General features: G+C 70.9%; 14 protein-coding genes. 8 read left to right on the top strand and 6 right to left on the bottom strand.

Going from position 1 to position 14,265, the window contains the following annotated elements:
• Positions 1-13 precede the first annotated feature (13 nt).
• Complete coding sequence (locus OCJ37_RS09210) at positions 14-1,135, top strand: pyridoxal phosphate-dependent aminotransferase (protein ID WP_263113343.1); 1,122 nt, start codon at positions 14-16, stop codon at positions 1,133-1,135.
• Positions 1,136-1,316: 181 nt separating this feature from the next.
• Here the strand turns inward: OCJ37_RS09210 and zipA are convergent, their stop codons facing one another.
• The 6 genes from zipA to OCJ37_RS09180 all read right to left on the bottom strand — a co-directional run bounded on the left by zipA (position 1,317) and on the right by OCJ37_RS09180 (position 7,836).
• Positions 1,317-2,057, bottom strand: a complete 741-nt coding sequence (zipA, locus tag OCJ37_RS09205; protein WP_263113342.1) for a cell division protein ZipA — start codon at positions 2,055-2,057, stop codon at positions 1,317-1,319.
• A 58-nt stretch (positions 2,058-2,115) separates the two neighbouring features.
• Positions 2,116-5,619 (bottom strand): chromosome segregation protein SMC, encoded by a 3,504-nt coding sequence (smc, locus tag OCJ37_RS09200; RefSeq protein WP_263113341.1) that lies wholly within the window; start codon positions 5,617-5,619, stop codon positions 2,116-2,118.
• 228 nt (positions 5,620-5,847) lie between these two features.
• The gene (gene rplI, locus OCJ37_RS09195) at positions 5,848-6,297 is read right to left on the bottom strand and encodes a 50S ribosomal protein L9 (RefSeq protein WP_263113340.1); all 450 of its coding nucleotides are present in this window, start codon (positions 6,295-6,297) and stop codon (positions 5,848-5,850) included.
• A gap of 240 nt (positions 6,298-6,537) precedes the next feature.
• The gene (gene rpsR / locus OCJ37_RS09190) at positions 6,538-6,768 is read right to left on the bottom strand and encodes a 30S ribosomal protein S18 (protein WP_002804494.1); all 231 of its coding nucleotides are present in this window, start codon (positions 6,766-6,768) and stop codon (positions 6,538-6,540) included.
• Between the two features lie 11 nt (positions 6,769-6,779).
• The gene (gene rpsF, locus OCJ37_RS09185) at positions 6,780-7,214 is read right to left on the bottom strand and encodes a 30S ribosomal protein S6 (RefSeq protein WP_263113338.1); all 435 of its coding nucleotides are present in this window, start codon (positions 7,212-7,214) and stop codon (positions 6,780-6,782) included.
• A 268-nt stretch (positions 7,215-7,482) separates the two neighbouring features.
• The gene (locus OCJ37_RS09180) at positions 7,483-7,836 is read right to left on the bottom strand and encodes a HesB/IscA family protein (RefSeq protein WP_263113337.1); all 354 of its coding nucleotides are present in this window, start codon (positions 7,834-7,836) and stop codon (positions 7,483-7,485) included.
• Between the two features lie 143 nt (positions 7,837-7,979).
• Between OCJ37_RS09180 and asnS the strand changes: the two genes are divergently transcribed.
• From asnS to OCJ37_RS09145, 7 genes are all read left to right on the top strand, one after another.
• The gene (gene asnS / locus OCJ37_RS09175; protein ID WP_263113336.1) at positions 7,980-9,380 is read left to right on the top strand and encodes an asparagine--tRNA ligase; all 1,401 of its coding nucleotides are present in this window, start codon (positions 7,980-7,982) and stop codon (positions 9,378-9,380) included.
• Between the two features lie 19 nt (positions 9,381-9,399).
• The gene (locus tag OCJ37_RS09170; RefSeq protein WP_263113335.1) at positions 9,400-9,705 is read left to right on the top strand and encodes a hypothetical protein; all 306 of its coding nucleotides are present in this window, start codon (positions 9,400-9,402) and stop codon (positions 9,703-9,705) included.
• On the top strand, positions 9,702-10,016 hold the full coding sequence (locus tag OCJ37_RS09165) for a hypothetical protein (RefSeq protein ID WP_263113334.1): 315 nt from the start codon (positions 9,702-9,704) through the stop codon (positions 10,014-10,016). The genes OCJ37_RS09170 and OCJ37_RS09165 overlap by 4 nt, the downstream gene beginning before the upstream one ends.
• Before the next feature lie 7 nt (positions 10,017-10,023).
• On the top strand, positions 10,024-10,647 hold the full coding sequence (locus OCJ37_RS09160) for an FMN-binding negative transcriptional regulator (protein ID WP_263113333.1): 624 nt from the start codon (positions 10,024-10,026) through the stop codon (positions 10,645-10,647).
• Between the two features lie 208 nt (positions 10,648-10,855).
• Positions 10,856-11,518, top strand: a complete 663-nt coding sequence (gene can, locus OCJ37_RS09155) for a carbonate dehydratase (protein ID WP_263113332.1) — start codon at positions 10,856-10,858, stop codon at positions 11,516-11,518.
• Between the two features lie 39 nt (positions 11,519-11,557).
• Positions 11,558-12,082 carry a 3-hydroxyanthranilate 3,4-dioxygenase gene (locus tag OCJ37_RS09150; RefSeq protein ID WP_263113331.1) on the top strand — a complete coding sequence of 175 codons (525 nt, stop codon included), beginning with the start codon at positions 11,558-11,560 and terminating at the stop codon, positions 12,080-12,082.
• A 28-nt stretch (positions 12,083-12,110) separates the two neighbouring features.
• A complete protein-coding gene (locus tag OCJ37_RS09145) occupies positions 12,111-14,243 on the top strand; it encodes an FUSC family protein (RefSeq protein ID WP_263113330.1) in 2,133 nt (710 codons plus the stop codon).
• The last annotated feature ends 22 nt before the right edge of the window (positions 14,244-14,265 follow it).

The raw sequence follows: 14,265 nt of genomic DNA, 5'->3' as shown, positions 1-14,265 counted from the left end.
CCTGGAGAGTCCCGTGTCGCTACCCGTTTCGCGCCGTTCCTTCCTTTCCCTCGCCACCTCGGGCCTGGCGGTCGGTGCACTGGGCCTGGCGCCCGGTGCGGAGGCGGCAAGGCGCAAGGCGGCGGCCGCGGCGCCTGGCGTGGCGCCGGCCGTCGGGCCGGTCTACCTGAACTTCAACGAGTGCCCGCTGGGCCCCTCCCCGGCCGCGCTGGAGGCCGCCCAGGCGATCCTGCCGCGCGCCGGCCGCTACCTGTTCGAGCTGCCCAACGACCTGATCGCCCTGTTCGCCGGCGAGCACCAGTTGCCCAGCAACCACATCGCGGTCTACCCCGGCTCCAGCGACCCGCTCAACCGCGCCGCGCGTGCGTTCACCTCGGCCCGCGCCGGCGTGGTGGTGGCCGACCCGACCTTCGAGGCGGTGGCCGACGTCGCCGCCGCGAACGGCGCGCCGGTGCGGCGGGTGCCGCTGCGCGCCGACGGCGGACACGACGTCAAGGCGATGGCCAGCGCCGATCCGAACGCCGGGCTGATCTATCTGTGCAACCCGAACAACCCGACCGGCTCGATCACCGCGCGTGCCGACATCGAATGGCTGCTGGCCAACAAGCCCGCCTCCAGCGTGCTGCTGGTCGACGAGGCCTACATCCACTACAGCGATCAGCCGTCGGTGATCGACCTGATCGGCCAGCGCCAGGACCTGCTGGTGCTGCGCACCTTCTCCAAGCTGTACGGCATGGCCGGGTTGCGCCTGGGCCTGGCGGTGGCCTCGCCCGGACTGCTGACCAAGCTCGCCGCGTTCGGCGAGAACCCAGTGGCGGTGACCGCGGTCGCGGCCGGCATCGCCAGCCTGCGCGACGTGCAGCTGGTGCCGGCGCGGCGCGCCGAGAACGCGCGCATCCGCAACGACACCGTCGCCTGGCTGCAGGGCAAGGGCTACAAGTGCCTGCCCTCGCAGTCCAACTGCTTCATGGTCGACGTCAAGCGCGACGGCAAGGCGTTCGCCGCGGCGATGGCCAAGCAAGGCGTGATGGTCGGCCGCAGCTGGCCGATCTGGCCGAAGCTGGTGCGCGTCACCGTCGGCACCGAGGCGGAGATGATGCGGTTCCGCGAGGCGTTCCTGAAGGCGCGCAAGTAGCGCGCCTCGGGATTCGAGATTGGGGATTGGGGATTCGTAAAAGCGGGCTTCGCCGCCTACCTAGCCCATTCCGTACCCTCATCCGTCCCTTCGGGGCACCTTCTCCCGATGGAAGAAGGGAGGCGTCAGTGGATTCGCTTTCACGAATCCCCAATCCCCAATCCCCACTCCCGGCCCCACCCTACCAGCGCGGCGCCTTCGTCAGCGGCGGCGCCTGGTGCTGCCGGTCGTAGGCGCGCAGTTCGTCGCGGATGTGGGCGATGCGCTGGCGGCCGAGGGCGTTGCGGCTGTCGTCCAGGACCACGCCGTCGAGCAGTTCGCCCATGCGCTGCACGGTCGGCAGCATCTTTTCCCAGGCGTCGAGCGCGGTCAGCGGCGCCGGCAGGGTCAGGAAGAACGCGATCGCCGGGGTCTCCATCTCGCGGATGTGGGCCATGTCGAAGCTGCCCGGCTTCATGATGCTGGCCATGCTGAAGATCGGGCCGCGCTCGGGGTGGCCTTCGACCAGGCGGTGGAACACGTTCATGTGGCCGAACACCAGTCCGGTCTTCTCGGCGGCGACGACGATGTCCTCGCCGCGCAGCACCTGGCCGGCGCGCGCGGCGACGTACAGCGAGACGATCTTGTCGAAATCCTGGCTCGGCCGCTTGCCGAGTTCGGCCGTGGCCGATTCGGTGTCGGCCAGGCCCAGTTCGGGCTGGCCGAGGGCGCCGTCCTGGTCGGGTGCGGCGACGGCCTCGCCGTCGGCGGAGAGCGCGGCGTCGCCGAGCGAGGGCTCGCGCCGCGGTGGCGCGACCGGATCGGCGGCTTCCACGCGCCGGCCCTGGGTCGGTTTCTTCGGGCGGCCGAACAGGAAGATCGCCGCGATCAGCAGCAGACCGGCGGCGAGGATGCCGATGCGTAGCATTGCCATGTCGGACATTGCGGGGTTACTCCGGCAGGGGTGCGCAGGGGGAAGAGAACGTATTTAGCATGTCACGTCAGGCCGCGCCCGCCAAACGCGCGGCTTCCTCGAGATCCACGCTGACCAGGCGGCTGACGCCCGGTTCGCGCATGGTGACGCCGCTGAGCTGGTGCGCCGCCTCCATCGTCGCCTTGTTGTGGCTGACGAACAGGAACTGCACCTTCTCGCTCATCTCCTTGACCATCGCCGCCAGGCGGCCGACGTTGGCTTCGTCCAGCGGCGCATCGACCTCGTCGAGCAGGCAGAACGGCGCCGGGTTGAGCTGGAAGATCGCGAACACCAGCGCCACCGCGGTCATCGCCTTCTCGCCGCCGGACAGCAGCGAGATGCTGGACACGCGCTTGCCCGGCGGCCGCGCCATGATCGCCACGCCGGTGTCGAGCAGGTCCTCGCCGGTCAGCTCCAGGTAGGCGTGGCCGCCGCCGAACAGGCGCGGATACAGCGCCTGCACGCCGGAATTGACCCGATCGAAGGTGTCCTTGAAGCGGCCGCGGGTCTCGCGGTCGATCTTGCGGATCGCGTCTTCCAGGGTTTCCAGCGCGGTGTTCAGGTCCACGTCCTGCGCTTCCAGGTATTCGGCGCGCTGCGCGGCCTCGCCGTATTCGCTGATCGCGGCCAGGTTGACCGGCTCCAGCCGGCGCATGCGCCCGTCGATCTGCTGCACCGCCTGCTCCCATTCGGCCGGATCGGCGTGCTCGGGCAAGCCGTTGATCACGTCTTCGAGCACGAAGCCGGCCTTGACCACCGCGGCCGACAGCTGCTCGGCGCTGAGCACCAGCGCCTGCTGGTCGAGGCGGCGCTGGGCGATGCGCTCGCGCTGCGCCAGGGCCTGCTCGTCGCGCTGCTGGCGGGTCTGCTCCAGGCCGCGCAATTCGTTGTCGATGCCGTCCAGCAGCGCGCGCGCCTCGCCGAGCACGCGGTCGGTGCGCACGCGCTCGCTCAGTGCGGCCTGGTGTTCGGCCTCCAGCGCGTGCACCGGCGAATCGCCTTCGCTCAGCTGCGCGCTGAGTTCGCCCAGGCGCGAATCCAGCTGCCCGCGCTGGTTGCCCATGCGCTCCAGCGCCTGGCTCAGCGAGGCGATCTGGGCGCGTTGCGATTCCAGGGTCAGGGCCAGCGCGTGCGCCGCCTCGCGCACCCGCCGCGCGGCATCGCGGGCCAGGTCGCGCGCTTCGGTGAGCTGGCGGCGCTCGCTCTCCAATGCGTGCCGGGTGGTCTCCAGGTCGCCCATGCTGGTGACCGCGTCCTCCAGCTTGGAACGCGCCTCGCGCGCCTGCTCGCGGCTGCTGTCCAGGGTTTCCAGCAGCTGCGCGATCTCCGCCTCGATGCGCTCGATGCGGGTGCGCGCGGCGTCGACCTTGCCCTGCTGGCTCTGCAACTGGCCGGCCAGCTCGGAGACGCTGCGGTGCGCCTGGTACAGCTGGCGCTGCGCTTCCTCGCGCTGCTGTTCGGCGGCCAGCGACTGTTCGCGCAGGCCGGCCAGGCGCTGGTCCAGCTCCGCTTCGCGGTCCTGCAGCGCGTCGATCTGGCCGCGCAGGTCCTGGATCTCGCGCTCGCGCAGCAGCGCGCCCTGCTTGGCCGCGCCGGAGCGCGACACGCGCAGCCAGCCCTCGCCCAGGCGCGCGCCGTCGCGGGTGATGACCGAATCGCCCTCGCCCAGCTGCGGCAGCAACGCGCGCGCGGCGGCGAGGTCCTCGGCGGCGTGCAGCCGCGACAGCAGCCGGCGGATCGCGATCGGCCCCTGCACCTTGGCCGCCAGCGAGGTCGGCGCGAAGCTGCCGGCGTCCTCGTCGCTGCTGACCAGGGCGATGCGGCCCTCGCCGAGTTCGCCCAGCGCCTCGACCAGGGTCTCCGGCGCCTCGACCAGCACGCCTTCGATCAATTGCCCGAGCGCGCCTTCGACCGCGTTCTCCCAGCCGCGCTCCACGCTGATGCGCTCGCCCACGCGCGCCGCCGAATCCAGCCCGCGCGCCTGCAGCCAGGCCACCGCGGCGCCCTGCTCCTGGCCGAGCGCGGCCTGCTGCAGGGTCTCCAGCGACGACAGCCGGCCGCGCGCGGCCTGCGCCTGCTTGCGCACCTCGGCCAGTTCGGCCTGCGCGCCGCGCTGCTGTTCCTGCAGCGCCGCCACCGCCTGCTTGCGGGTCTCGACCTGTTCGTTGAGCCCGTCCAGCGCGGCGCGCTGGGTCTCGTGCTGCAGTTCCACCTGCTCGAACGCGGCGGCCAGCGCGTCCAGGTCCAGCCCGGCGCGCTCGGCGGCCAGCGCCTCGCGGCGGCGCTCGGCTTCCAGCGACTGCCGGTCCAGGTAGTCGACGCGGGTGCGCTCCACTTCGCCGGCGCGCGAGGCCTCGGCGGTGTAGCGCTGGTGCGCCTCCCAGCGCTGCTGCCAGTCGGCCAGCCTGGCCTCGGCCTCGCGCAGCGCTTCCTGCTTGTATTCGTTGTCTTCCTGCAGCTGTTCCAGCTGCGGCCCGGCCACGTCCACCGACTCACGCAGCAGCGCCAGCTTGGCCTCGTCGCCGCTGATGTGCTGGCCGAGCTCGGCCAGCGCCAGTTGCGCTTCGTCGCGCGCCTTGTGCAGACGCTGCGACAGGTCGCGCTGGTGCTGGATCTGCTGCTCGATGCGCGCCAGCGTGCTGCCGACCTGGTAGACCTCGGCCTGGGCCTTGCTCAGGGCGTCGGCGGCTTCCTCGCGGCGCACGCGGCCGGTCTCGATCCGCGCCTCGGCGTCGCGCTGTTCGGCGATGAACTGCTGCAGGCGCGTCTCTTCCTGGCCCAGCGCCTCGCGCAGGCCCTGCAGCTTGCCGTCCAGGCCGCGGTATTCCAGCGCCTTCCACTGCGCATCCTTGACCCGGCGCTCTTCCTGCAGCGCCTGGTACTGCTCGGCCTGGCGCGCCTGGCGCTTGAGGTGCTCGAGCTGCTTGCCGATCTCCTCGCGCAGGTCGCCCAGCCGCTCCAGGTTCTCGCGGGTGTGGCGGATGCGGGTCTCGGTCTCCTTGCGCCGCTCCTTGTACTTGGAGATGCCGGCCGCCTCCTCCAGGTACACGCGCAGGTCTTCCGGGCGCGCCTCGATGATCTGGCTGATCATGCCCTGCTCGATGATCGAGTAGCTGCGCGGGCCCAGACCGGTGCCCAGGAACAGGTCGGTGATGTCGCGGCGGCGGCACTTGGTGCCGTTGAGGTAATAGCTGCTGCTGCCGTCGCGGCTGACTTGGCGCTTGACCGAGATCTCGTTGAACGAGGCGTACTCGCCGGAGATGGTGTGGTCGGTGTTGTCGAAGATCAGTTCCACCGTGGCCTGCGACACCGGCTTGCGCGCCGAGGAGCCGGAGAAGATCACGTCGGTCAGCGAATCGCCGCGCAGCCGGCTGGCCGAGCTTTCGCCCATCACCCAGCGCACCGCGTCGATGATGTTCGACTTGCCGCAGCCGTTCGGACCGACGATGCCGGTCATGTTGGTCGGCAGGTGCAGCGTGGTCGGATCGACGAAGGACTTGAAGCCGGACAGCTTGATGGTCGACAGGCGCATGGGGCAGGCATTCCATGGCAGGCGCGGCCGGCAGGCCGGCACGCGCTGCCGCTAATGAATATCCAGGTGAAGTCCTGCTTCCAAGCCCTTGATACGACTATGATCGCCGGACAGGAAACAGGCACGAACCGGTGAGTATAACGGCCCTGGCGGGCGCCGGGGCCGGAGGCCGCAAACGAAACGGGCACCTTGCGGCGCCCGTTTCAGGTACAGCGTGGAAGCCAGGGATCAGGCTTCGGCTTCGACCACGACTTTGACCGTGGTCTCGACGTCGGCGTGCAGGCGCACCAGCACCTCGTACTCGCCGATGTTGCGGAACGCGCCTTCGCCCAGCACCACTTCGCCCTTTTCCAGCGGCAGGCCGGCGGCGGTGAACGCCTCGGCGATGTCGCGCGGGCCGACCGAGCCGTACAGCTTGCCTTCGGTCGAGGCGTTGGCCTTGACGGTCACGCTGGCGCCTTCCAGCTTGGCGGCGCGGGCCTCGGCGTCGTCGTGGATCGACTTGGCCTTGGCTTCGTACTCGGCGCGCTTGGCCTCGAACTCGGCGATGTTGGCGGCGGTGGCCGGCACGGCCTTGCCCTGCGGCACCAGGTAGTTGCGGCCGTAGCCCGGCTTGACGTCGACCTTGTCGCCGAGGCCGCCCAGGTTGGTCACTTTCTGCAGGAGGATCAGTTGCATGGTGTTGCTCCGTTATTCGTTAGCGCCGGCTCGGCCGACGCAACGCTTGCTGTCCGAATAGGAGAAGCCGGGAATCGGGAATCGGGAATCGGGAATCGGGAATCGGGAATCGGGAATCGCAGGATCCCCGACCACCACCGCACTCTTCAATCGCCAGACTTCTGTTGAGTAACCCGCACGTGGAGGTGCGGGCTTTACGGAAGGACCCGCGGGTGTGCGGGTTCTTCCGAAGCGATCGCATCAAACGTCGTGGTTGTCCGTGTACGGGATCAGCGCCAGGAAACGCGCGCGCTTGACCGCCGTGGCCAGCTGGCGCTGGTACTTGGACTTGGTGCCGGTCACGCGGCTCGGCACGATCTTGCCGTTCTCGGTGAGGTACTGGCGCAGGGTGTTGAGATCCTTGTAGTCGATCTCTTTGACGCCCTCGGCGGTGAACTTGCAGAACTTGCGGCGACGGAAGAACTTGGACATGGCAGTGCTCCTTAGGCGGCTTCGGCGGCGTCGCCGTCGGTATCGGTGGCGGCGGCAGGCGCATCGCCTTCCTCGTCGTCGCGGCGACGGCGCTCACTGCGCTCGGGCTTGTCGCCCTTCTCGTCCTTGCTCTTCATGATCAGCGACTGCTCGGTATCCGGGCCGTCGCGCTTGATCACCAGGTGGCGCAGCACGGCGTCGTTGAAGCGGAAGCTCTCGACCAGCTCGCTGAGGATGGCCTGGTCCACTTCGATGTTGAGCATGACGTAGTGCGCCTTCACCAGGTTCTGGATCGGGTACGCCAGCTGGCGGCGGCCCCAGTCTTCCAGGCGGTGGATGGTGCCGCTGCCGTTCTCGACCAGCGACTTGTAGCGCTCGATCATGGCCGGGACCTGCTCGCTCTGGTCCGGATGGACCAGGAACACGATTTCGTAATGACGACTCATGTGGTTGTACCTTTCGGATGTGGCCCGAGGGCCGGACAGCCCCCCGCGGGCTGCGGTGGGGCAAGGGTTCCCGCCACGACAGGCGCAGGAAGCCGGAAAGTATGGCAGCGTGGGCGCCGGGCCGCAAGGCCACGGCCGGACGCCCGCGCGCCGGGCGCGCCGGGCGCCATGCTGGCCGTGGCGCGCTCAGCTCCGCGCCTGGACGTGTCCCTGCCTGGGGACCTGGCAGCGATCCGCTGTGCGCGGCGCTGGCTTCGGCATTCAGCGCTCAGTGCTGGTCGGCAGCCGCATGCTCGGCGTCGGTGGTGAAGCTCTCGCCGCAGCCGCATTCGGCGGTGGCGTTGGGATTGCGGAAGATGAAGGTCTCGCCCAGGCCCTGCTTGGCGAAGTCGATCTCGGTGCCGTCGACCAGCGGCAGGCTGGCGGCATCGACGTAGATGCGCACCCCGTCCTGCTCGAACACCGCGTCGTCCGAATGCGCCTCGCGCGCCAGGTCGGTGACGTGGCCCCAGCCGGAGCAGCCGGTCCGCGCGACGCCGAAGCGCAGGCCCAGCGCGCCGGGGGTCTGAGCGAGGAAGCGCTGCACGCGCTCGAAGGCGGCGGGAGTGAGGTGGATGGCCATGGCGAGAACGACTCCGGGAACAGCGAACGGTCATTATAGGGAGGAACCGGGACGGCGGCTGCGCGCCGCGCCTCGCAAGCGCTGCGGTTCAGCCAGTACACTTGCCCGTTCCATATCGAGTCGCTACGGCGAGGATTCAAGTCATGACGGTGGTGAGCGTTGAGCATGCGCTGGCCGGGAAGATCCCGGCGGGCGGCGAGGTGACGGTACGCGGCTGGGTCCGCACCCGGCGCGATTCCAAGGCGGGGCTGTCCTTCGTCAACGTCAGCGACGGCTCCTGCTTCGCCCCGATCCAGGTGGTGGCGCCGGCCGAACTGCCCAACTACGAGTCGGAAGTGAAGCGACTGACCGCCGGCTGCGCGGTGGTCGCGCGCGGGCGCCTGGTCGCCTCGCAGGGCCAGGGCCAGAGCTTCGAGATCCAGGCCGAGGGCATCGAGGTGGTGGGCTGGGTCGAGGACCCGGAGACCTACCCGATCCAGCCCAAGGCGCATTCGCTGGAGTTCCTGCGCGAGGTCGCGCACCTGCGCCCGCGCACCAACCTGTTCGGCGCGGTGACCCGCATCCGCAACTGCCTGGCGCAGGCGGTGCACCGCTACTTCCACCTCAATGGCTACAACTGGATCAGCACCCCGATCATCACCACCTCCGACGCCGAAGGCGCCGGGCAGATGTTCCGCGTGTCGACCCTGGACCTGGCCAACCTGCCGCGCGACGGCAAGGGCCAGGTCGATTTCGGCCGCGACTTCTTCGGCAAGGAGACCTTCCTGACCGTGTCCGGCCAGCTCAACGTGGAGGCCTACTGCCTGGCGCTGAGCAAGGTCTACACCTTCGGCCCGACCTTCCGCGCCGAGAACAGCCACACCACCCGGCACCTGGCCGAGTTCTGGATGATCGAGCCGGAGATCGCCTTCGCCGACCTGGCCGAGGACGCGCGGGTGGCCGAGGACTTCCTCAAGTACCTGTTCCGCGCGGTGCTGGAGGAGCGCGGCGACGACCTGGCGTTCATCGCCGAGCGCGTGGACAAGACCGCGATCAGCAAGCTGGAGGCGTTCATCAACTCGCCGTTCGAGCGCATCGAATACAGCGATGCGATCGCGCTGCTGCAGAAGTCCGGGCACAAGTTCGAGTTCCCGGTGGAATGGGGCCTGGACCTGCAGACCGAGCACGAGCGCTGGCTGACCGAGCAGCACGTCGGCCGCCCGGTGGTGGTGACCAACTACCCCGAGCACATCAAGGCCTTCTACATGCGCCTGAACGACGACGGCAAGACCGTGGCGGCGATGGACGTGCTGGCGCCGGGCATCGGCGAGATCATCGGCGGCAGCCAGCGCGAGGAGCGCCTGGACGTGCTGGACACGCGCATGGTGCAGTTCGGCCTGGACCCGCAGCACTACGGCTGGTACCGCGACTTCCGCCGCTACGGCACGGTGCCGCACGCCGGCTTCGGCCTGGGCTTCGAGCGCCTGGTGGTCTACGTCTGCGGGCTGAGCAACATCCGCGACGCGATCCCCTACCCGCGCGCGCCGGGCAGCGCCGAGTTCTGATGCGGCCCGGGGCCACGCCATGATCCTGTTCTTCGCGCTGTGCTTCGTCGGCGTGGCGATCGCCGGCTTCAGCGCGTTCGTGATCTTCTGGCCGCTGACCCTGGTGCACATCCGCGACCGGCATCCGCCGCTGGTGGCCGCGTTCGGTCCCGGCGCCTTCCTCAAGCCGGCGGCGCTGGGCTGGCTGCTGGCGCGGCGCTACCGCCCGCTGCGCGACCGCTCGCTGTCCGGGCTGGCCACGCCGGCCTGGCTGTCGCTGCTGACCATCTTCTTCGGCCTGGGCATGGCCGCCCTGCTCTGGCTGCTTTCTGTGGTGACTTCATGACTTCAGACGCTTCCGCCGCCGATCGCTGGTACCTGGCCAGCCTCGGCCGCATCCTGGTGTGGGCACGCCTGCGCGTGCGCGAGGCCGGCACCGCCGAGGTGCTGGACAGCGACGGCAACACGCTCAGCTACGACAGCGAGGACACCGCGCAGGCCGCGCTGTTCGACGCCGAGTTCGTCGCCTACGACGGCCTGGACGAGGACGACGCGCTGGCGCGCGGCTTCTCGCTCAGCGAAGTGGCGCCGCCGCAGGCCGACGACGACGCGGCGCTGCGCGGGCGCATGACCCAGACCCTCGGCACGCGCGTCTGAGCCGCCGATGCACGTGCCGCCGGCGTTCGCCGAGACCGACCTGGGCGCGCTCGACGCGCTGATCGCGCGCGATCCGTTCGTCACCCTGGTCACCGTCGCCGACGGCCTGCCCTGCGCCACGCCGCTGCCGGTGCTGTACCGGCGCGACGGCACGCGCATCGTGATCGAGGGCCACTGGGCGCGCGCCAACCCGCAGTCGCGGCATGCCGGCCCGGCGCTGCTGATCGTGCACGGCCCGCACGCCTACGTGTCGCCGGGCTGGTATCCGGACAAGGAGCCGATGGCGCGCGTGCCGACCTGGAACTACGCCACCGCGCACCTGCACGGCCGGCTGCAGATCAGCGACGACGAAGCGCTGCTGGCCGACATCGTGGCGCGGCTCAGCGAGCGCCACGAAACCGCGATCGGCAGCGACTGGCGCTACGAGCCGCAGCGCCAGACGCATCGCCGCCAGTTGCGCGGCATCGTCGGCTTCCGCTTCGAACCCGAGCGGGTGGAGCTGAAATTCAAGCTCAGCCAGAACCACCCGGCCGCGAACGTGGCGGCGGTGAGCGCGGCCTTGCAGGCGCAGGCCGATCCCGGCGCGCAGGCCGTGGCCGCACTGATGCGCGAACGCCTGCCGCAGCGCTGAGCGGCGCCTGCCGCGGCGCCATCGACCACCGACGCGGCGCCGCGCGCCTGCGGCGGCGGCGTCGCCCGATCGCGCAGGCGCCTGCCGTCCCGATCCACCATACGCCGGCGTGCGCAAGCGGCCCGCCGCCGCGCCGATGAACCGCGCCACGCCCGCGGCCGGCGCGCCACGCCCATGCCCGCGCCGGCTTCTGGAATAATGCGCAGCTATGAGCAAAATCGATCAGCTGCTGCACAACAACCGCGCCTGGTCCGAGCGCATCAATCGCGAGGACCCGGAGTTCTTCAGCCGCCTGTCCAAGCAGCAGACCCCCGAATACCTGTGGATCGGCTGCTCGGACTCGCGGGTGCCGGCCAACCAGATCATCGACATGGCGCCGGGCGAGGTGTTCGTCCACCGCAACATCGCCAACGTGGTCGTGCATACCGACCTCAACTGCCTGTCGGTGATCCAGTTCGCGGTGGAGGTGCTGAAGGTGCGGCACATCCTGGTGGTCGGTCACTACGGCTGCGGCGGCGTGCACGCGGGACTGACCCGCGCGCGCCTGGGCCTGGTCGACAACTGGATCCGCCACGTCACCGACGTGGCGGAAAAGCACGAGGCCTGCCTGCAGCAGGCCGGCGACCTGAGCCTGCAGCACGCGCGGCTGTGCGAGCTCAACGTGCTCGAGCAGGTGGTCAACGTCAGCCGCACCTCGATCGTGCGCGACGCCTGGAGCGCCGGCCAGGAACTGACCGTGCACGGCTGGGTCTACAGCCTGCGCGACGGCCGCGTGCACGACCTGGGCATGGAACTGGAACGCATCGAGGACCTGGCGCCGCGCTACGATGCGGCGCTGGCGCGGATCAGCCAGGATCGCGAGGACCGCTGACCCGGCGCCCGCGCCGACGCCTCCTTCGAAGGACACGCCATGCTTCCTGCCCCGCTGAACCTGCACGCCTGGATCGAACAGCACCGGCACCTGCTCAAGCCGCCGGTGGGCAACAAGTGCATCTACGCCGGCGACTTCATCGTGATGGCGGTCGGCGGGCCGAACGCGCGCTCGGACTTCCACTACGACGAAGGCCCGGAGTGGTTCTACCAGCTCGAAGGCGAGATGGTGCTGAAGATCCAGGAGGACGGCGCGGTGCGCGAGATCCCGATCCGCGCCGGCGAGACCTTCCTGCTGCCGCCGAAGGTGCCGCATTCGCCGCAGCGGCTGCCCGATTCGGTGGGCCTGGTGATCGAGCGGCGCCGCCTGCCGCACGAGAACGACGGCCTGCAGTGGTACTGCGAGCACTGCAACCACCTGCTGTACGAAGAATACTTCCCGCTGCGCGACATCGAGACCGATTTCCCGCCGGTGTTCGCGCGCTTCTACGCCTCCGAGGCGCTGCGCACCTGCGGCCGCTGCGGGCAGGTGCACCCGGCGCCGGCGCCCGCCGCCGCGCCGTGAGCGCCCTCGCCGACCATCCCAGGCCGCGATGCTGCACAGCCTGATCGCGCTGAAACCGCGCGACGTCCCGCTGCGCGTCGCGCTGCGCAACACCTTCGCGGTGGTCGCCCCGCTCGCGCTGGGCGTGGCCAGCGGCCACGCCGCGCTCGGCCTGGCGATGGCCACCGGCGCGCTGAACACGATGTTCTCCGACCAGCCCGGGCCCTACCGGGCGCGCATGCAGCGCATGCTGATGGCGGCGCTGGCCGCCGGCGGCGCGGCGCTGCTGGGCATGCTGATCGGCGCGCACACTCCGGCGCTGGCGCTGGCGGCGCTGCTGCTGGGCCTGGGCGGCGGCCTGCTGGTGGCGCTGGGCCCGGTCGCCGCGCGGGTCGGGCTGACCAGCATGATCCTGCTGGTGGTCAGCGCCGACGTGCGCCTGCCGGCGGCGCAGAGCGCGGGCGTGGCCGCGCTGATCTTCGCCGGCGGCGTGCTGCAGATGCTGATGGCGCTGGCCGCCTGGCCGCTGCAGCGCTACCGCCCGGAGCGTTTCGCGCTGGCCGAACTGATGCGCCAGCTGGCCGGCATCGCCCGCCAGCGGCCGAGCGCGACGCTGGCGCCGCCGGCCACCGAGGCGGTACTCGAGGCGATGGTGATGCTGCACGGCGAGCACCGTTCGCGCGGGCTGGCGGTGCAGTCGTTCCGGATCATCGCCGAGCTGTGCGAACGCGCGCGGCTGGAACTGCTGACCCTGGCCGACCTGCACGGGCGCCTGGACGCGGCGTCGCCGGCGCGGCTGCCGATCGAGCGCGTGCTGGAGCGCAGCGCGGTGGTGCTGGACCAGCTCGCCCACGCGCTGGACAACGCCGAGGATCCGGCCGCGGCCGAGGCCTCGATGACCGGCTTCGACGACCTGGTCGAGGCCGCCGCGCAGGTCCAGGCGCAGGCGCAGGACACCCGCGAGCGGCGCCTGCTGCGCATCGCCGTGGCCCGCGCGCAGGGCCTGGGCGGGCAGCTGCGCGCGCTGGTGCGCAACGGCCACTGGGCCAGCAGCCGCGGCGAGATCCAGGCCGAGCTGGCCGAGGCGCGGCTGCCGGCGGCGCTGCGCCCGCTGGCGCCGCTGCAGACCCTGCGCGCCAACCTGGGCTTCTCCTCGGTCGCGTTCCGGCATGCGCTGCGTTGCGGCGTGTGCCTGAGCCTGGCGGTGCTGTTCGAGCGCTGGCAGGCGATCCCGCACGGCTACTGGATCCCGATGACCACCGCGATCGTGCTCAAGCCGGATTTCGGCGGCACCCTGAGCTTCGGCGCGCTGCGCGTGGCCGGCACCTTCGCCGGGCTGCTGCTGGCCACCGTGCTGGCCCACTTCACGATGGACGGCACGGTGGTGCGGCTGCTGTTGCTGACCGTGTTCTGCCTCGGCTTCCGCCTGCTGACCCAGGTCAACTACGGCCTGGGCGTGGCCTCGCTTACCGGCATGCTGGTGCTGCTGCTGTCGTTCGAAGGCGTGGCGCCGGGCGAGGCGATCGGCGCGCGCATCGAGGCCACCGTGCTCGGCAGCGCGCTGGCGCTGGTCGCCTATGCGCTGTGGCCGACCTGGGAGCGGCGGCACATCCGCGCCACCCTGGCGCAACTGCTGCTGGCCTACCGCGACCACCTCGCCGCGCTGCTGGAGGGCCGCCTGCAGGCGCTGTCGGAAACCCGCGCGGCGGCGCGCACCGCGCGCACCAACGTGCAGGCCTCGATCGAGCGCCTGCGCGGCGAACCGCGGCGCAAGCGCAACCTGCGCGAACTGACGCTGGCCGAATCGGTGCTGGCCAACGGCAACCGCCTGATCCGCGCCTCGCTGGCGCTGGAGGCGGTGCTGCGCGACAGCCCGGCGCTGCCGCCGCTGCCGGAACTGCAGCAGTTCCAGCGCCAGGCGCATGCGGCGCTGACCCAGCTGGCCGACAGCCTGCGCAGCGGCAACGCCCCGGCCCAGGCCAGCCTGCGCACCGACGAACGGCGCCTGGCCGAGGCGCTGGCCGCGCGCCAGGCCGACGCCGCCGATGCCGCGGCCCTGTCCGCGCTGGCCGATACCAGCGACCGCGTCGCCGACAGCGTCGGCACCCTCACCCACCTGCTGCGCGGTGCGATGCTGCCGGCCGCCGCGGGCGCCGACGAAGCGCCGCGCCGCGACCGGTAGACTGTGCCCTCGTCCCGTCACC

The sequence above is a fragment of the Xanthomonas sp. AM6 genome (genome assembly GCF_025665335.1).
In the GTDB taxonomy this organism is placed as follows: Bacteria; Pseudomonadota; Gammaproteobacteria; order Xanthomonadales; family Xanthomonadaceae; genus Xanthomonas_A.
This window is presented reverse-complemented; position numbering and strand designations above follow the sequence as displayed.